16 protein-coding genes and 1 other RNA gene are annotated in these 17,780 nt (G+C 69.5%); 11 read left to right on the top strand and 6 right to left on the bottom strand.

Going from position 1 to position 17,780, the window contains the following annotated elements:
- Positions 1-9: 9 nt before the first annotated feature.
- Entirely contained in the window at positions 10-1,575 is a 1,566-nt protein-coding gene (locus KTR9_RS16770; RefSeq protein ID WP_044506941.1) for a serine/threonine-protein kinase, read from the bottom strand.
- Positions 1,576-1,732: 157 nt separating this feature from the next.
- Here KTR9_RS16770 and KTR9_RS16765 point away from each other — a divergent pair, with 157 nt between their 5' ends.
- The 3 genes from KTR9_RS16765 to KTR9_RS16755 all read left to right on the top strand — a co-directional run bounded on the left by KTR9_RS16765 (position 1,733) and on the right by KTR9_RS16755 (position 4,305).
- Entirely contained in the window at positions 1,733-2,557 is an 825-nt protein-coding gene (locus KTR9_RS16765) for a maleylpyruvate isomerase family mycothiol-dependent enzyme (protein ID WP_014927366.1), read from the top strand.
- A gap of 330 nt (positions 2,558-2,887) precedes the next feature.
- The gene (locus KTR9_RS16760) at positions 2,888-3,283 is read left to right on the top strand and encodes a hypothetical protein (protein WP_044508031.1); all 396 of its coding nucleotides are present in this window, start codon (positions 2,888-2,890) and stop codon (positions 3,281-3,283) included.
- 113 nt (positions 3,284-3,396) lie between these two features.
- A complete protein-coding gene (locus KTR9_RS16755; RefSeq protein WP_148281207.1) occupies positions 3,397-4,305 on the top strand; it encodes a DDE-type integrase/transposase/recombinase in 909 nt (302 codons plus the stop codon).
- 69 nt (positions 4,306-4,374) lie between these two features.
- On the opposite strand, the gene KTR9_RS16750 is transcribed toward KTR9_RS16755, so the two are convergent.
- A complete protein-coding gene (locus KTR9_RS16750; protein WP_014927362.1) occupies positions 4,375-6,363 on the bottom strand; it encodes a protein kinase domain-containing protein in 1,989 nt (662 codons plus the stop codon).
- A gap of 87 nt (positions 6,364-6,450) precedes the next feature.
- Positions 6,451-7,260, bottom strand: coding sequence for a spermidine synthase (locus tag KTR9_RS16745; protein WP_014927361.1), 810 nt, complete (start codon positions 7,258-7,260; stop codon positions 6,451-6,453).
- An 84-nt stretch (positions 7,261-7,344) separates the two neighbouring features.
- Here KTR9_RS16745 and KTR9_RS16740 point away from each other — a divergent pair, with 84 nt between their 5' ends.
- Positions 7,345-8,382 (top strand): cobalamin biosynthesis protein, encoded by a 1,038-nt coding sequence (locus KTR9_RS16740; RefSeq protein ID WP_044506938.1) that lies wholly within the window; start codon positions 7,345-7,347, stop codon positions 8,380-8,382.
- Here KTR9_RS16740 and KTR9_RS16735 read toward each other — a convergent pair.
- Positions 8,360-9,355 (bottom strand): SURF1 family cytochrome oxidase biogenesis protein, encoded by a 996-nt coding sequence (locus tag KTR9_RS16735; protein WP_014927359.1) that lies wholly within the window; start codon positions 9,353-9,355, stop codon positions 8,360-8,362. The two genes, KTR9_RS16740 and KTR9_RS16735, sit on opposite strands and share 23 nt — an antisense overlap.
- Before the next feature lie 35 nt (positions 9,356-9,390).
- Here KTR9_RS16735 and KTR9_RS16730 point away from each other — a divergent pair, with 35 nt between their 5' ends.
- On the top strand, positions 9,391-10,395 hold the full coding sequence (locus tag KTR9_RS16730; protein ID WP_014927358.1) for a zinc-binding metallopeptidase family protein: 1,005 nt from the start codon (positions 9,391-9,393) through the stop codon (positions 10,393-10,395).
- A gap of 263 nt (positions 10,396-10,658) precedes the next feature.
- Here KTR9_RS16730 and KTR9_RS16725 read toward each other — a convergent pair whose 3' ends face one another.
- Together KTR9_RS16725 and KTR9_RS16720 are read right to left on the bottom strand one after the other, a co-directional pair.
- The gene (locus KTR9_RS16725) at positions 10,659-11,138 is read right to left on the bottom strand and encodes a low molecular weight protein-tyrosine-phosphatase (protein WP_010841157.1); all 480 of its coding nucleotides are present in this window, start codon (positions 11,136-11,138) and stop codon (positions 10,659-10,661) included.
- A 48-nt stretch (positions 11,139-11,186) separates the two neighbouring features.
- Complete coding sequence (locus KTR9_RS16720) at positions 11,187-11,873, bottom strand: HAD hydrolase-like protein (RefSeq protein WP_014927357.1); 687 nt, start codon at positions 11,871-11,873, stop codon at positions 11,187-11,189.
- A gap of 30 nt (positions 11,874-11,903) precedes the next feature.
- Here KTR9_RS16720 and cobC point away from each other — a divergent pair, with 30 nt between their 5' ends.
- The 6 genes from cobC (at position 11,904) to KTR9_RS16695 (ending at position 17,760) form a co-directional block, all read left to right on the top strand.
- A complete protein-coding gene (gene cobC / locus KTR9_RS16715) occupies positions 11,904-13,109 on the top strand; it encodes an Rv2231c family pyridoxal phosphate-dependent protein CobC (protein ID WP_014927356.1) in 1,206 nt (401 codons plus the stop codon).
- The gene (locus KTR9_RS16710; protein ID WP_044506937.1) at positions 13,087-14,229 is read left to right on the top strand and encodes a Nif3-like dinuclear metal center hexameric protein; all 1,143 of its coding nucleotides are present in this window, start codon (positions 13,087-13,089) and stop codon (positions 14,227-14,229) included. The genes cobC and KTR9_RS16710 overlap by 23 nt, the downstream gene beginning before the upstream one ends.
- A gap of 80 nt (positions 14,230-14,309) precedes the next feature.
- Positions 14,310-15,047 (top strand): zinc ribbon domain-containing protein, encoded by a 738-nt coding sequence (locus KTR9_RS16705; protein ID WP_014927354.1) that lies wholly within the window; start codon positions 14,310-14,312, stop codon positions 15,045-15,047.
- A 4-nt stretch (positions 15,048-15,051) separates the two neighbouring features.
- Entirely contained in the window at positions 15,052-15,744 is a 693-nt protein-coding gene (locus KTR9_RS16700) for a histidine phosphatase family protein (RefSeq protein WP_010841152.1), read from the top strand.
- Positions 15,745-15,814: 70 nt separating this feature from the next.
- Positions 15,815-16,230: RNase P RNA component class A (gene rnpB, locus KTR9_RS26615), an RNA gene on the top strand.
- Between the two features lie 81 nt (positions 16,231-16,311).
- Complete coding sequence (locus KTR9_RS16695; RefSeq protein ID WP_014927352.1) at positions 16,312-17,760, top strand: RNB domain-containing ribonuclease; 1,449 nt, start codon at positions 16,312-16,314, stop codon at positions 17,758-17,760.
- Positions 17,761-17,780: the final 20 nt, after the last annotated feature.

Here is a 17,780-nt window from a genome sequence, read left to right as displayed (position 1 = left end):
GGCCGAAGGTCAGCAGGTGATCAGCGATGCCGGGTCGGTGGTGTAGTCGAGCCATTTGCCATACGCGGCGCCGCCGATCCGGTTGCGCAGCGTGCAGATGTCGTCGAGCGTCGGGCCGGCGACGTAGTAGACCGCGTAGATCGGGGTGCCCACGTCGCTCACCTGCTTCAGCGACGGACACGACTGGTCGGTGCGGAGGTAACTAGCTCCCGGGTATCGGTTCAGGTAGGACTGCACCTCGCCGGGGTAGTTCCCGGGTGCGATCGCGTTGGCGACCACGACGATTCCCGTTCCGTCGCACGCCGGCCGGGTCATCGGCACGGTGAGACCGAGATCGCCGGGGACGATCGTGCGCGGGACGCCCGCCGATGGCCCGGGGCCGGGTTGCGACGACGGACCCGGTTCCGATGGCGGTCCGGGGCTCGGGCCGGTTGCAGTCGAGGCCGACGTCGACGGGAGCGTGGCGTCGGCGGTGGTCGACAACGGCGCGGCATCACCGGCGGTGCCGGCCGGCTGGTCCTGTTGGGTCGTGGCGATCGCCCACGCGACGATCCCGGCGCAGATCAGCAGTACGACGACCGTGGCCACGATGATCGGGATCAGAGGTGATCGCCGTCGGGGCGGTGCGGTCCACGCCGCGGCTCTGGTGGCATCCCACGGCGTGCCCGGACCGGGCGGTCCACCGGGTGTGGACACGGTCGGAGCGACGGGCACGGCGGGCGGGGGTCCGCCCGGAATGATCGTCGGGGCGCCGCCGAGAGGCTCCGAGCGCAGGGCCGCGCCTGCGTCGGCGACCAATTCGGCAGACGAATGCTGCCGTTGCCCGGGATCTTTCGCCATTCCGCGGGCGATGACCTCGTCGACGGCCGCGCCGAGCCGCGGCGGCGGGGCGGTGAGATGAGCGGCGATGAGCCGCTCGATGGTGGTCGCCGAGGCGAACGGGTGTGTGCCGGAGAGGCATTCGAAGAGCACGCATGCCAGCGCGTAGATGTCCGCGGGCGCTCCCACGACGCCGTCGCCGAAGCGTTCCGGCGCCATGTACCCGAACGAACCGACTGCGGTGCCGGTGCTCGTGAACCGGGTATCCGTGTCCGCCTGCGCGAGGCCGAAATCCACGAGGTACGCGAAGTCGCGATCGTCGACGAGGATGTTGTCGGGTTTGACGTCGCGGTGGACCAGCCCGGAACGATGTGCCGCGTCGAGGGCGTCACCGATCTGGCCGACGATCCGAAGCGCGCGTTCGGCCGGGAGGGGACCGTCTTGGAGAAGCAGCGTGCGCAGGTCGCGACCGTCGACCAGGCGCATGTCGATGAACAACCGCCCGTCGATCTCGCCCCAGTCGTGGATCGGGATGACGTGTGGATCGTTGAGGCGGGCTGCGACGCGTGATTCGCGATGGAACCGGTCGCGGAAGGCGGGATCGTCGGCGACCTGGGGGCCGAGCAGTTTCAGGGCGACGACCCGATCCTTGCGGGTGTCGGTGGCGCGGTACACCTCACCCATTCCGCCCCGGCCGATCAAGCCCTCGATGAGGTAGGGACCGAGCCGGTCGCCGGCGCGTAGGGATGCTGACACGCGGACAAGCGTAGGGGGCCGTGGTCGTTCACCGACGCCGACACCGCGCGATGTCGCCCGTTCGGCGGGTTCCGGGATCCGCGGAGCGGTCCCCGATACGGTTGTCCCGAGTGAGCCGTCGGCGACGTTTTCGCCGGCACGGACCCGAGGAGTGACGATGGGGACGACGATCCTTCCGATCGGCGAGGTGACCGGGGCGCTGATCGCCCAGTGGGGTGCGCTCGGTGAGCTCGCCCGCGCGCTCGATGACGACGCGTGGTCATCGCCGTCGGTCCTGCCCGGTTGGACCAACGCCGACATCGTCGCCCACATCGTCGGCACCGAGAGCATGCTCGAGGGTCGTGATGTCGAGGCCACCCGCACGGTCAGCGCCCTCGATCACGTCCGCAATCCGATCGGCGAGTTCAACGAGAAGTGGGTCGACCACTACCGTCCGAAGCCGCGTGCCGAGGTGGTCGCCGCCCTCGACGAGATCGTCGGCGTGCGCACCGCGGCGCTGAAAGCGATGTCGCAGGCGGACTTCGACGCCGAGGCGATGACGCCCGCGGGACCCGAGACCTACGGTCGCTTCATGCGAATCCGCATCTTCGACTGCTGGGTGCACGAGATCGACCTGCGTGACGGCACCGACCGTTCCGCGGTCGCCGATCCGGCGCCGGCGTCGTTCGCACTGGACGAGCTCGCCGCGTCGCTCCCGTTCGTCGTCGGCAAGCGGGCCGATGCGCCGAAGGGCAGCACCGTGCTCTTCGACATCACCGGGCTGTCCCCGCGAACGGTACGGATCGCCGTCGGGGGCCGGGCGGGCATCGTCGACGAGTTCGACGGCGGCGACGACGCAGCCGATGTGCGTATCCGGCTGGACGCGACCAACTTGGCGCGGTTCGCCGGTGGTCGGCGCGACGCGGACCCGTCCGCTGTGGAACTGCACGGCGATCAGGCTCTGGGACAAGCGATCCTGAGTCGGATGAACTACGTGATCTGATCGGCGGCCCGTCGAGATCGTCACGCCGCGGTCCAGCCGGCTGGTCTCGAAGTTCCGGTTGCGCTTTGTCCCGGTATCGGTGGTTGCCACTCTGGATGTGAGTCACTCCTGATGGGGAGGAGCACACTGTGAGCATGTCACCGGGTTACACGGTCGAGGAGATCGAAGCTCTTGTGGAGGAGTACATGACTCTTCGACAGGGGCAGAAGGGGCCGTGGCTGAAAGCCAGGTCGATCAGTAAATATCAGCTACACCGATGGCGCCAGGCCTTTCCGGTGGTTGCCACTCTGGATGTGAGTCACTCCTGATGGGGAGGAGCACACTGTGAGCATGTCACCGGGTTACACGGTCGAGGAGATCGAAGCTCTTGTGGAGGAGTACATGACTCTTCGACAGGGGCAGAAGGGGCCGTGGCTGAAAGCCAGGTCGATCAGTAAATATCAGCTACACCGATGGCGCCAGGCCTATCTGGCCGGTGTTCTGGCACGCGGGCTGGTGCCGCGTGACTCGGTGACCCGCCCGGACGCGATCCGACGGGCGATCGAAGCCGAGAAACAATTAGAAGCTCAACAGCGTGCTCATGCCGACGAACTCGAACGGTTACATCGGCAGATCGAGACCCTGCAAGGCGGTAATGCCGCGTTGGGAAAAGCTATCGGGCTCTTGCGCGAGTTGGACTCGCAAGAGCCCGGGACGACACCGGACGATCCCACCTGCGAGAAATAAGGTTCGGCCTGATCGCCGAACTCACAGCCTCGGGGTATTCCCAGCGGTCGGCGTTGACGATCGCTGGGGTATCGCGCGGATCGTTTCACTACCGTCGCCGGCCACGACCTGCGGTGTCACATCCGATCGCCCAACGAGACCGGGCCTATCCCAGCCGACTCAACTCCGCCGACGTCGCGACGATCAGCGAGTTGATCCGGGCCGGCTGGTCCCAGGGGCAGTCGGTGCTCGATACCTTCGCCCGCACCTGGGATTCGGGCCGGTACTTGGCGTCGCCGCGCACCTGGTATCGCATTGCCAACCGGATCGATCAGTCCACCCGCCCTGCCTCGCCACGCCTGCGCACACGTTCCCCACGGCAGGTGCCGGTCGTGGCGGCCACCGCCCCCGGACAGGTGTGGATGTGGGATATCACCGACCTCAACGGCACCTACGTCGGGCAGCGCTACAAGGCGTACTCGATCCAGGATCTGTACTCGCGCAAGATCATCGCGTCCTGCGTGGCACCTCGCGAGGACGAAGACATCACGGCGGGCTTGTTTGCTGCAGCATTCGACACCGATCAGGTTCCGCGCGTCATCCATTCCGACAACGGGTCGGTCATGCGGTCAGCGCGACTGGCCCAGCTGTGTGCGGCGATGAACGTGACCATGTCGTACAGCCGTCCACGAGTATCGAATGACAACCCGTACAAGGAATCCGAGTTCCGCACCATGAAACACCGGCCGTCATATCCGACCACTTTCGACGACATCCACAGCGCTCGGGACTGGGTCGAGTCCTACGTCGACTGGTTCAACCGCGAGCACCACCACCGTGGACTGGCCTTGTTCACTCCACAATCAGTCCACGACGGCAACTGGCGGAGGCACCACAGCGTGCGCACCTCAACACTCAACACCTACTACGCGCACAACCCCGACCGGTTCCGCCATCGTCGTCCCAGCGTGCACCGCCCGCGCAGCCGCGTCGGCATCAACCTGCACCACGAACACAACCAGATCGCACTAAACACAAACTAGTGACTCAACACAGGTTGACACCCACCGTTTCCGGGACAAACCGCAACCGGATCACGGTGTGCTCGCGCGTTATTCGCTGACGGTGGCCTTCTGGATCAGCAGGTTCTGGTTCGGCGGGCCCGACGCGGCACCGGGGCGGGTCGGGGTGAAGCCGCCCGCCAGGACCTTGTCGAGGACGGCCAGCCCGGACGGGTCGATGGTGCCGGCGATCGAGTAGGTCAGGGGGAGTCGGGTGTCGTCGGCGAGCAAGAAGAACGTGGTCGATCCGGTTGCGCCCTCGTCGTCGGGTAGGTCGAGGATGCCGACGGAGCCGCGCGGATAGGTGACCTGCGGTACCCCGTCGTCGTCGGTGCCGGCCGACGGCAGGTTCTCGGGCAGCTCGTCCGGGCTGGTCCACCCCGGATTGGTTCCCTCCCGGCCGCCGGAGGAACCGCAGATGAGGTACTGCCGCGAAGCGCGGTGACATTTGCTGTTGTCGTAGAAACCGGACTTGATCAACGAGACCACCGCCCCGACGTTGCAGGGCGCCTCCGCGCGGTCGAGCGTCAGATCGATCGTGCCCTGGCCCGCGATGGGGATCTGCGCCTCGACCGTTCCGGTGTTCGGCTGGGTCGCGGCCGGTGCGGGCTCGGTGATTCCGCCCACGGCCGTGCGCTGGGGGTAGTCGCACGTCACGGTGCCCGCCGGCATCGCGCTGGTCGACGTGTCCGGGGTGGCCGTGTCGTCGTCGCCGCCGGAACCGGCCAGGACGACCACGATCCCGGTGACCGCCAGCACGATCACCACCAGCCCGACTCCCACCGCGATGGCGACATTCCGTCCGGTGTTCGACTTGTGCGGCGTGGGTGTCGGCGCACCGCCATAGGGATTCGGGCCCGAGAAGTACGGGCCGGCAGGGGATCGCTGGGGACCGGAGAACTGTTGGGGACCGGAGAACGGCTGGGGGCCAGGGAACGGCTGGGGGCCCGAGTGTCGTTGTGGGCCCGATGGTCTCGGTGGGTCGGAAGGTCTCGGTGGGCCCGGACTCCCGGGCGGCGAGAAGAAGCCTCGCGCGGCGCCGGCCGGGCCCGGTGGGGGCGTGCCGGGCGAGATGATCGTCCGATCCGAGGGGACCGGACCGCCGGGCGTCGCGGGGGCGCCCGAGCCGGACCCGCCCGGTGCGTACTTTGGCGGTGTCATCGTTGGTGGGGCCATCGGCGGGGGTGTCACGATGCGGGGTGTCACCGTCGGCGGCGCTGACGGGGCGGGCGGCTCGGTGAGCGCGGTCGACGCGGCCCGGATCAGTTCGCGCGCCGTGGGGTAGCGCTGGGCGGGGTCTTTGGCGAGTCCGCGTGCGATCACCGGGTCGAGCGGACCACCCATCGTCGGCGGTTCCTTGGTGATGTGCGCGGCCATCAGACCCTGGTCGGTCTTCGCCGGGTACGGCGGCCGACCTGTCACACACTCGTAGAGCACGCAGGCGAGTGCGTAGTTGTCCGAGCTCGGCCCGGCGGGATCGTCACCGAAACGCTCCGGCGCCATGTACGCGAGTGTCCCGAGCGCCGTCCCGATCTGGGTGAGCCGGCTGTCGGTGGTTCCCTGCGCGATCCCGAAGTCGACGAGGTAGGCGAAGTCGTCGGAGTCGACGAGGATGTTGTCGGGCTTGATGTCTCGATGGACGAGGCCGCCGCGGTGTGCGGCGTCCAGCGCGGACGCGACCTGACCGAGGATCGAGATCGCGCGGGGAGCGGGCAGTGGACCGGAGGAGAGCAGTGCGCGCAGGTCTTGTCCGTCGACGAGTCGCATGTCGATGAACAGGACGCCGTCCTTCTCGCCCCAGTCGTGGATCGGGATGACGTGCGGGTCGGAGAGTTTCGCCGCGGTCTTCGACTCGCGCTCGAATCGTTCGCGGAAATCCTTGTCGTGCACCAGATGTGGGGGAAGGAGTTTCAATGCGACCCGGCGTTCGCGGACGGTGTCGAAGGCCTCGTACACCTCGCCCATGCCGCCGCGACCCAGAAGTCTGTCGATGCGGTACGGGCCCAGCGTCGTCCCCGCCCGCGACGATGGATCGCTCACGTCATCCTCGGTTCCTCGGCGTCGGGATCGAGTAAACCCTATCCATTCACCGAGATCGACGTGCAGCGCGCCTCGGCGTCCCGCTGTTCACGCCTCGTCGACGAGCGCCTCGCCGCGGGCGAACTCCCGCGCTCGACCTCCGGAGAGGATCTGGGCCGGCAGCGGATCGCTGAGCAGGGTGCGGATCAGCGTTGCCGACGGGTCGAGCGGGGCATCGCTGCCCGCGATCACGATGTTGCCCGTGCGTCGACCCTTGAACATCGCGGCGTCGGCGATGAGCGCGAGATGATCGAACACCGCTCCGACGGTCGCGGCCTCGGCGCGGGCACCGGCGAGGTCCCGGCTGTCGCCGCAGTTGGCGAGGTACAGACCACCGGGGGTGAGGACGTCGCGGACGCGTTCGGTGAACTCGGTGGTCGTCAGATGTCGCGGGGTGCGATCGCCGGCGAAGGCGTCCCGCACCACGACGTCGCGCGTGCCGGGTTGGAGTGCCTCGACGACCTCGCGCGCGTCGCCGACGCGGATACGCAGCTTCGGCGCTCGGGGTAGGTCGAACAATTCGCGTACGAGGCGTGCGAGTTCGGCGTCGATCTCGACGGCCACCTGGCGGGCGTCGGGATAGCGATTGTCGAGGTGGCGTGCCAGTGCGCACGCCGCACCGCCGAGGTGCAGGACCCGGAGGCGTTCGGTGGCGGGGTGGCGTTCCTCGATGACGGCGGCCATCTGTCGCAGATATTCGAAGTCGAGCGCGGTGGGGTCGTCGGGGTGGATGTGTGAGCTGTGGGCTCCGTTGATGGTCAGCAGCCAGCCGCCCGCGATGGTGTCGGGGCTCAGCTCGGCGACGCCCGTGTCGATGTCGTACCGACCGGGTGTTGGCTGTGCGTGTGTCCGGGCCACGGGGGCCAAGTGTCCCAGCCGGCGCCGGGAGCGGAGCGAGCGGGCCGAATCGTCGTGGCGCCGGGAGCGGAGCGAGCGGGCTGAATGTGTACCGGCCCGGCTCGATACCATCGCGCGGTGCCCAGACCACCGCGTGTTCATCGCCCGCGTCCAGATCGCCGGCGCGGTGCGGTGACCGCGGCGGGGATGCTGGTCGGTTTCGTGCTCGACGGTCTGTTCGGGGATCCGTCTCGTGGACATCCGGTGGCCGGGTTCGGTCGGCTGACCAGCGCGGTCGAGCGCCGCCTCTACCGGGATTCGCGGAGAGCGGGTGCGGGTCTGGTCGGGGTGATGGTGGGGTCGACGGTGGTCCTGGCGGCGGTGCCGGATCGGCGCGCGACGGGCGTCGCCGGTGTCGCGGTGACCGCTGCGGCGACGTGGGTCGCCCTGGGTGGCACCTCGCTGTGCCGGGTGGGCGACGCGGTCGCGGAGGCGTTGGAGGCCGGTGACATCGACGCCGCGCGCGCGCTCATCCCGAGCCTGTGCGGCCGGGACCCGGAGTCGCTCGACGAGGCGGGTCTGTGCCGTGCGGCTCTGGAGTCGATCGCGGAGAACACCTCGGATGCGACGGTCGGGCCGCTGGTGTGGGGGGCGCTTGCCGGTGTCCCCGGCGTGCTCGGGTACCGGGCGGTGAACACACTCGATGCGATGGTCGGTTACCGGAGCCGGCGTTATCGCAACTTCGGCTGGGCGGCCGCGCGCCTGGACGACCTCGCGAACCTGCTGCCGGCGCGACTGGCGGGTTCGTTGCTGGTGATTCTCGGCGGTGCTCCGCGCCGGACGATCGCGGCCTGGCGTCGCGACAGCGGTGCCCACCCGAGTCCGAATGCCGGCGTCGTCGAAGCCGGGTTCGCGGGTGCGCTCGGGGTGCAGCTCGGCGGACGGACGGTGTACCCGCACGGCGTCGAGGTGCGTCCGACCCTGGGTTCCGGACCGGCGCCGGGCCCGGCGGATCTCCGCGCCGCGGTCGCCCTGTCGCGACGGGTGCAGCGGGCCACCGTGCTGACCTGTGCGGCCGTCGCCCTGGCGCGACCGGGGGTGACGGCCGCGTTGCGCCGGCTCAGCCGCCGTACCGCCGGGTGAGTTTGTCGCGAACGTCGCGGGACTCGTCGGCGGTCCGTGGCCCGTGGCCGATCTCGCCGACCTGCTGGGTCATCGTGGTTCCGGCGGCTGCCCGGAGCTCGTCGCGACGGTGCTGGCGGCGCTGAGCGCGCGATTCGGCGGCCGGACCGGGAGCGGCCGCCGGGGCGGACGAGGGGTCGGAGTCGGTACCGGGCGCGGTGGCGTCTGCCGTGCTTGCGGACGCCGAGGCCTCGGCGGCAGCACGGCGTCGGGCGCGGATCTCGGAGAACAGGAAGTATCCGACGCCGAGGGGCGCCATCACGCCGAAGGCGAGCCACTGCAGGCCGTAGGACAGGTACGGGCCGGTGTCGAGCTGCGGGAGCGAGATCTCACCGAGTGACCCCGGCTGGTCGGGGGAGAGCTGGAGGTAGAAGTCGTCCATCGGCGTCGAGGTCGCGTCGGCGACCAGGCCCGGGTTGATGGTCGCGACGGTCAGTGCGCCGTTCTCGACGCGGGCGCCGCGATCCGTGCTCACACTCTCGGCTGCGCGGATCCGGCCGTCGACGGTCTGCTCGCCGGCCGGCGGCGCGGGGATGTCGGGGACCGCACCCTCGACGGGTCGGACGTACCCCCGGTTGACGAGGATCACCCGATCGGACCCGCTGACCGCGAACGGGGTGAGTACTTCCACCGCGGGACGTTGGTCGATGTTGCGGAGCCGCACGAGGGCCTGCCGGTCGGTCAGATAACGACCGGTCACCGCGACCGACCGCCACTCGGAGGACGGCACGAAGGCCGACGACGGCGCCACCTCGGCCAGTGGGGCCGTCTCGATCGACGTGGCGGTGCGGATCAGGTCGTTGCGGCGCTCGGTGTCGGAGTTCTTGCCGAGCTGCCAGGGCGCGAGGAGGGTGAAGCAGGCCACCGCGAACGCAGCGACCACGACACCGAGGGCAATCCACCCGGGCCGAAGGATCGTTCGCAGTACGTGCACACCGCCAGGCTACCGAGCGGGGTAGCCTGGTCGAAATGCGAGACTTCCTCTGCTTGAACTGCGGTCAACGTCTCTCCTTCGAGAACAGCCTGTGCCTGAATTGCCGGAGCCCTCTCGGCTTCTGGCTGAAGACCAGGTCGATCCACGTCCTCGACGACAAGGCGCGCGCGGAGGTGGACGGCGTGCTGCTCGAGCGCTGCGCCAACACCAAAGTCGCGCAATGTAACTGGATGGTGAAGTGGACCGGCAAGCCGACCATGTGCGAGTCGTGCCGACTCACCCGCACCCGGCCCGGTGACGACGACACCGAGGCGCTGCCCATCTTCGGCCAGACCGAGACCGCCAAGCGTCGTCTCATCCTGGAGCTCGACGAGTTGGGGCTGCCCATCGAGACGCGGGATGAGAACCCGCAGTCCGGACTGGCTTTCGACCTCCTCTCCAGCGCGCAGCAGTCGGTGATCACCGGCCACGCGAACGGGGTCATCACGCTCGACCTCGCCGAGGGCGACGACGTGCACCGGGAACAGATGCGCGTCGAACTCGCCGAGCCGTATCGCACCGTCCTCGGGCACTTCCGGCATGAGATCGGTCACTATTACCAGTTGGTCCTCATCACCGACGACCGTCGTCCGGGCTTCGAGGAGCTGTTCGGCAACCCCGACGACGACTATCAAGCGGCTCTCGACCGCCACTACAGCGAGGGCGCCCCCGAGGGCTGGCAACAGGACTACGTGTCGTCCTACGCGACGATGCACCCGGCCGAGGACTTCGCCGAGACGTTCGCGCACTACCTGCACATCCGCGACACCCTCGACACCGCGGCGGCGTTCGCGATGGCGCCCGCCGGAGCGACTTTCGAGGGTGTGCCGCCGGGCGATGTCGGCTTCGATCGCCTCCTCGACGAGTGGCTACCGCTGACGTGGGCGCTCAACCAGATCAACCGGTCGATGGGTCACCCGGACCTCTATCCGTTCGTGTTGCCCGAGAAGGTGCTGACGAAGATCCGCTTCGTGCACAACCTGGTGGCCCCGGCGGCCTGAGGCTGTCATATCGGCTGAAAGCACCACAACGCCCTGCTCCCTGAGGTGCGAGGAGCGACCCCATTGCTCCCTGAGGAGCGCCCGGAGCTTGCGGAGGGTGCGTCACGAAGGGTCTGGCGACCGGGGCTGCGAAACCCTTCGTGACGCTCGCAAGCTCGCTCCTCAGGGAGCGGGGTGGGGGCTCGCTCCTCGCACCTCAGCTCAGGGAGCAGGGCGGCTCACCGTTCGCCCGTCGGGCCCAGCGCGTGTCGTGCGGATCGAGCTCAGGACACCCCGAGTTCGCCGCGTACCCAGTCGATGAGACCCGGCATCGAACTCTCGATCTGTTCGCGCGTCACCACGAAGTCCTCGGTGGTGCCGTAGTAGGGGTCGGCGAGATCGAGGTCGTCGGCGGGAGCGGAGGGGTCGAACGAGCGCAGCAGCCGTGTGCGGTCGCCGAGCCGCTTGCGTTCGAGTTCGCGCACGTGGCCCTCGTCCATGGCGAGCAGGAGGTCGGCGTCGAAATGCTCGGGTCCGAGCAGGGCGGCGACATGGGCGTCGGAGTAGCCGTGCGCGACCAGCTCGGTCCGCGCGCGGTTGTCGGCCGGTTCGCCGACGTGATAGCTGCTCGTCCCGCCGCTGGACACACGCACCTTGCCGCCGAGCCCGGCGTCGTCGAGTGCGGTCCGGAAGATGTTCTGCGCCATCGGTGACCGGCAGATGTTGCCCGTGCACACGAAGCAGATGTGAAGTTCGTCAGCCACTGCTACCTCACAAGTCGATTCGCCGTCAGCCGGGATTCGGGGTGCGGATCACGCACCCAGGACGTCGCGCAGTTCGGCCACGGACCCGACTGCCCAGGTCGCGCCCTGTTCCTCCCCGCCCAGAGCGTAACCCCAACGCACGAGAATCGCTGGGATGCCGAATGCCGCTGCGCCCAGCACATCATGGCTGCGATCGCCGATCATCACGACCGGACCGGTGACGTGCCCGGTCTGTGGGTCAGTCGGTATCCGGAGTTCTTCCAGCGCAGAGGCGATCACGTCCGATTTCTCGCGGCGGGTGCCGTCGTCGCTGGCACCGGCGATGTAGCGGAAGTGGTCGGCGAGACCGAAGTGCTCGAGGATCCGGCGCGCGGTGGTCTGGTTCTTCGACGTGGCGATCGCCAACGTGCGGCCCGCGGCGGCCAGATCGGCGAGCAATTCGCCCATCCCGTCGAACACCGAGTTCTCCAGCCAGCCGACCTCGGTGTATCTCTCTCGGTACGCGCGCATCGCCTTGTCGGCCACCTCGGACGAGAGCCCCAGCGCATTGAGCGTGTCGATCATCGGCGGGCCGGCGATCCCAGCCACGAGGCGCGGGTCGGGCTCGGGTGCTCCGACCGTGGCGAGCGCGTGCCGAAAGCTGTTCTCGATACCTGCGAAACTGTCGGTCACCGTGCCGTCGAGGTCGACGAGTAGGACGGTCTCGGGGTGGCGTGGATCCGGCGTCGTCGTCACCTCTCCATCGTGCACGTAAGGTCTGAACACATGACAGCTGGGTACGACGCGCTCGATGTCGAGACCGGGCCCTCGCGTCCGTCCGCGTCCGATGGGCCGACACGCGCCGGTCACGCCGGTGCGGGGCCCGCCCAGACGCACCCTCCGCGCGCCGATCTCACCGACCCGGAACGCCACGGTGACCAGGACGCCGCCCCGGGACTCGTCGACTTCGCGGTGAATGTCCGTGGTACGCCGCCCGCATTCGTGCTGGACGCCATCCGGTCGGGACTCGACGACCTCGCGCGGTATCCGACCGGGGCGCAGGAGCGACGCGCCGTCGACGCGATCGCCGCGGCACACGACCGCCGCCCCGAGGAGGTGTTGCTGCTCTCCGGAGCCGCTGACGGATTCGAGATGCTGCCGCGGCTGGGGTCTCGGCATGCGGCGCTGATCCAGCCGTCGTTCACCGAACCGGAGATCGTGCTGCGAGCCGCCGGCATCCCGATCTCGCAGGTGGTGCTGACCGAACCCTGGCACCTGCACGCACCGGACGGGATCGGGACCGCCGCGACCGTGCCGGACGATGCCGACCTGGTGATCCTGGGCAACCCCACGAATCCGACCTCGGTGCTGCATCCGGTCGAGGCCGTTGCCGCGTTGCGCCGCCCGGGCCGGATCATCGTCGTCGACGAGGCCTTCGCCGACCTCACGCTGAGCGCCGACGCAACGCCCGAACCGCAGTCCCTCGCCTCCGCGGACTGGCCCGATCTGCTCGTGATCCGAAGCGTGACAAAAACATTCGGACTGGCCGGTTTGCGTGCGGGCTACCTGCTCGGACCGGTCGGCCTGCTCGACCGGCTGCGCGCCGGGCGCCGACCGTGGGCGGTGTCGACCCCGGCGCTCGCCGCGCTGACCGCGTGCGTCGAGGAGCAGGGACAGCGATACTGCGCCGAGACCGCGCGGACGGTCGCCGAGGAGCGCGCCGACATGGTGGACGAACTCACGCGCGTCGGGCTCCGCGTGGCGGCCGAGCCCGCGGCGCCGTTCGTCCTGGTCGAGATGCGCGACGCCACCGAGGTGAAACATCGTCTGATCCGCCACGGTTTCGCGGTGCGCAGCTGCGCCAACTTCGTCGGTCTCGGTGATTCGCACCTTCGTCTCGCCGTCCGTCGGCTTCCGCAGGTTCGGGCGCTCACGCGCGCGATCGAGCTGGTCCGAGAGGAGATCGACAGTGAAGTCGGAACCCCGCGCTGACGCGTCCGTGACGGTCGGCGACGTCGTCGACGTGGTCGAGCGTGCCTATCCGCCCGCCCTCGCCGAATCGTGGGACTCGGTCGGTCTGGTGTGCGGCGACCCCGCCGACTCCGCGCGCGGTGTGCTGGTGTGCGTGGACGTGACCGATGCGGTGGTCGACGCCGCGGTCGAGGCCGGCGCCGGGATCGTCGTCGCCCACCACCCGCTGCTGCTGCGCGGCGTCACCTCGGTGTCCGCCGACACCCCCAAGGGACGGATCGTTCATCGGCTGATCCGCAACGGGATCGCGCTGCTGTGCGCACACACCAACGCCGACAGTGCACGGCCCGGCGTCTCCGACGCGCTCGCCGACCGTCTCGGACTGCGCGGCACCGTCCCCATCGAGCCGAAACCGGTTGCAGCGATGGACAAATGGGTCGTCATGGTGCCGGAGGGAAACGTCGAGCAGGTGAGTGAGGCGATGTTCGCCGCGGGCGCGGGGGCGATCGGCGACTACCGGGACTGCTCCTGGACGGTCGTCGGTACCGGACAGTTCGAGGCCGGTGAGGACGCGTCGCCGACCATCGGCGAGATCGGGATGCGCACGCATGTCGACGAGGCGCGGGTCGAGATGGTCGCGGCACGAGGGCTGCGCGCCGGTGTCCTGCGCGCCCTGCGCAACGCGCACCCCTACGAGGAACCGGCCTTCGACGTGTTCGAGCTGGCCGACCTCAGCAGCGACGTCGGGCTGGGCCGGGTCGGGTCGCTCGAGGAACCGATGACCCTGCGCGACTTCGTCGACCGGGCCGCCCGGGTCCTGCGCACTCCGACCGGCGTCCGCGCCGCGGGTGACCCGGATGTGCTGGTGCGGACCGTTGCGGTGTGCGGCGGGGCCGGGGATTCCCTGCTCGGACGTGTCCGCGGTCTCGGCGTCGACGTCTATCTGACCGCCGACCTGCGGCATCATCCGGTCGACGAGAGCCTCCGCGACGGCGGGCCGGCAGTGGTCGACGCCGGGCACTGGGCGACCGAGTTCCCGTGGTGCGCTCAGGTCGGGGCGCTTCTGGAGGCCGAATTGGGCACGCCGGTGAGTGTGTTCGAGGCCCCGACCGATCCGTTCGCGCTGCACAGTGCGGGCTGAGTCACCGACACCGAGCCGCCGCCGACTCTCCCGCACCTCCCGCGTACGGTAGGGGGACTTTCGCCGAAGAGGAGACCGCAATGAAAGTCGACGCCGCCGTGCAGCGACTGCTGCTCGATCTCGCGGACTCCGATGCCGAGATCAACCGTCTCGTCCATCGCCGCAAGACCCTGCCGGAGGACGCCGAGATCGCCGAGCACAATGCCGCGATCGACGCCGCGCGTGACGACCTGGTGCGCGCGGAGATCGCCGCGGAGGACCTGGGCCGCGAGTACCGCCGGATCGACTCCGAGGTGACCGGTATGGCCAACCGCGAAGCCAAGGACTCGGCTCTGTTGACCGGCGGTGGCCTGGCGCCGAAAGCCTTGTCGGAGTTGCAACACGAGCTCGCCGGGCTGGGTCGTCGGCGGGCCGTGCTGGAGGACGAGATGCTGTCGCTGATGGAGCAGCAGGAGGCCGTCGAGTCCGAACGCACCCGCGCGGCGGCGACCATCGGCCACCTCGAGGAGAAGGTCGCCGAGGCGCGGGTCCGGCGAGACCGGTCGCTGGAGTCCATCGACGAGGACCTGTCGCGTGCCCGGGAGCGCCGGGAGTCCCTCGAGGCCGAGATCGATGCGCCGCTGCTCGCGGTGTACGAGAAGCAGCGTGCCGGAGGCCGCATCGGTGCCGGCCTGTTGCGGGCCCGCCGGTGCGGAGCGTGCCGGATGGAACTCGACCGCGGGACCATCGCGGCCATCGGTGCGGCGCAGTCCGACGAGGTCATCCGATGCGAAGAGTGCGGCGCGATCCTGGTGCGCACTGTCGAGTCCGGAATCTAGATCCATGACGGCAACGGCCGAAGGGTCTGTGCCCGAAGGCGATTCGGCGGCGAAGGCGCCGTCGTGGCAGGGACGGCGCGGGGAGCCGACGCGGTTCATCCTGCTGCGGCACGGACAGACCGCGCTGTCGGTCGGACGACGCTACTCCGGTCGCGGCAATCCCGAACTCACCGACGAGGGCCGACGCCAGGCCCGCGCGGCCGCGGAGCGCGTCGTGCGTGAGGACGGGATCGCCGCGATCGTGACCTCGCCGTTGCGTCGTGCGCGCGCCACCGCCGAGGAGGTCGGCGCGCTGACCGGGATCGAGGTCGTCGAACACGCCGGGCTGATCGAGAACGACTTCGGCGACTGGGAAGGCCTGACGTTCACCGAGGCGTCCGCGCGTGACCCGGAGCTGCACCGCTCCTGGCTGTCCGACGTCACCGTGCCGGCACCGGGTGGGGAGAGCTTCGCGCAGGTCGCCGAGCGCATCGCGCAGACGAAAGCCGAACTGCTGGACAGGTATCCGGGGCAGACGGTGGTGCTGGTCTCGCACGTCACCCCCATCAAGACGATGTTGCAGGATGCACTCGGCGTCGGACCCGAACTGTTGTTCCGGCTGCACCTCGACCTCGCTTCGGTGTCGATCGCCGAGTACTTCGACGACGGCGGGTCCGTGGTCCGGCTCGTCAACGACGCCGCACACTGGCGCGTCTGACCGTCGCAGTCCGGTGTCAGAACACCGGTGCCGTCGACTCATAGTCCCGGGCGTATCCTGAGTGCGCGAACGAGTCGGCCGGGCGGCCGCGGTGCGCGGAACGGGCGGTTTCCCGCCACGCCGCGCATCGAGGAAAGTCCGGACTCCGCAGAGCAGGGTGGTTGTCAACGGCAACCCGGGGTGACCCGCGGGACAGTGCCACAGAGAACAGACCGCCGGCCGCAAGGCAGGTAAGGGTGAAACGGTGCGGTAAGAGCGCACCAGCGGCACGGGTGACCGTGCCGGCTAGGTAAACCCCACCCGGAGCAAGGCCGAAGCACGCACCTCGCGGTGCGTGTGCGCGGGCGTCACGAGGGCTGCTCGCCCCAGCCCGCGGGTGGGCCGCTCGAGGTACCCGGCGACGGTGTGCCCAGATGGATGGTCGCCACCCGTATCGGTCTCACGACCGTGCGGGTACAGGATCCGGCTTACGTGCCGACTCGTTCGCCTCTCTCGTCCGGTCGATGCCGTGCCCATCGGCGCGCGTCGCGCCCCACCCGGGTCGTCGTGCTCTCTAGGGTTGGGGGAGTGAAGCGCATTCTCTCGGCCCCCGACATCGACTTCGCCGGTATACGCACCGAACTGGGCGTCGACGAGGAGTACGGCGAGGATGCCCTCGCCGAAGCACGGGCCACCGCGGAACTGATCGAATCCGGCGCCGCGGGCGCCGACCGGTACGCCGATGTCCGCGAGGACCACACCGAATTGCCGTTCGTCACGATCGACCCGCCGACCTCGCGAGACCTCGACCAGGCGTTGCACATCACCGCAGACGGGGGCGGGTTCGTCGTCGACTACGCGATCGCCGACGTCGCGGCCCTGATCACCCCGGAGGGCGCCCTCGACCAGGAGAGCCGACGACGCGGCACCACCGTGTACTTTCCGGACGGCTCGGTCCCGCTGCATCCTCGCGAACTGTCCGAGGGCGCGGGTTCTCTTCTGCCCGAACAGGTCAGGCTGTGTGTGCTGTGGACGATCCGGGTGGACGGAGACGGATCGGTGGCCGATGTGCGGGTGCGACGATCCCGAATCCGGTCCGTCGCGCGCCTCGACTACGCCGGCGTCTCGGCCGATGCGACCGCAGGCCGGTTGCATCCGTCCATCGCGGCTCTGCCCGCGTTCGGCGAACTCCGGCACGAGGTCGCGCTGGAGCGGGGCGCGGTCGAACTCGACCTGCCCGATCAGACGGTCACCCGAACCGACGACGGGTGGCGGCTCGATCTCGAGGCGCACACACCCGCCGACATGTGGAACGCGCAGGTGTCGCTGCTGGCCGGGATGTGCGCGGGCACGTTGATGGCCGAGGCCGGTGTGGGGCTGCTGCGCACACTGCCGCCGGCCGAGGACGACGCGGTCGAGGACCTGCGCGCCGCCACCCGGGCGCTCGGCGTGCACTGGCCGGACGGGCTGTCGGTGGGACGGTTCCTGGCGGGCCTGCCGGGTGACGAGCCGAGCACGCTGGCCCTGCAGTCGGCCGCCGGGGGCCTGATGCGGGGCGCCAATTATCTCGCGCTCACCGGGGCCGGTGAAGCCGATCGCGTCGACGACGCACTCATGCGGCATTCGGCCATCGGTGGTCTCTACGCACATGTCACCGCGCCCCTGCGTCGCCTGGGCGACCGGTTCGCCACCGAGGTGTGCCTGGGGGTCACCGCTGGTACGCCGGTACCGGATTGGGTGCAGCGTGCGTTGCCGACACTTCCCAAGATCTTGCGGTCCGCCGACACGCTCGGCGCCACCGCGGATCGGGCGAGCATCGACCTCGCCGAGGCCGTCATCCTCCGGGAACGGGTGGGTGAGCGCTTCGAGGCGGTGGTGATGTCCGGCGCCACCGAGCGACGGCCGGCCCAGATCTTTCTGGCCGATCCACCGGTCGTGGCGCGGTGCGCGGGTGATCTCCGGCCCGGCGACCGCGTGGTCGTGGAACTCGTCAAGGCCGACGAGGTCAGCCGGACGGTGGAGTTCCGCCGGGTCTGAACTGTTGTGGCTGCGCCGGC

It is taken from the genome of Gordonia sp. KTR9, assembly GCF_000143885.2.
Taxonomy (GTDB): Bacteria; Actinomycetota; Actinomycetes; order Mycobacteriales; family Mycobacteriaceae; genus Gordonia.
This window is presented reverse-complemented; position numbering and strand designations above follow the sequence as displayed.

Excerpts from the sequence above, each read along its gene's own strand:
- cobC (WP_014927356.1), top strand. The coding sequence starts at position 11,904 with ATGACAGCTGGGTACGACGCGCTCGATGTCGAGACCGGGCCCTCGCGT.
- KTR9_RS16760 (WP_044508031.1), top strand. The coding sequence starts at position 2,888 with ATGTCACCGGGTTACACGGTCGAGGAGATCGAAGCTCTTGTGGAGGAG.
- KTR9_RS16705 (WP_014927354.1), top strand. The coding sequence starts at position 14,310 with ATGAAAGTCGACGCCGCCGTGCAGCGACTGCTGCTCGATCTCGCGGAC.
- KTR9_RS16765 (WP_014927366.1), top strand. The coding sequence starts at position 1,733 with ATGGGGACGACGATCCTTCCGATCGGCGAGGTGACCGGGGCGCTGATC.
- KTR9_RS16730 (WP_014927358.1), top strand. The coding sequence starts at position 9,391 with ATGCGAGACTTCCTCTGCTTGAACTGCGGTCAACGTCTCTCCTTCGAG.
- KTR9_RS16700 (WP_010841152.1), top strand. The coding sequence starts at position 15,052 with ATGACGGCAACGGCCGAAGGGTCTGTGCCCGAAGGCGATTCGGCGGCG.
- KTR9_RS16740 (WP_044506938.1), top strand. The coding sequence starts at position 7,345 with ATGTGTACCGGCCCGGCTCGATACCATCGCGCGGTGCCCAGACCACCG.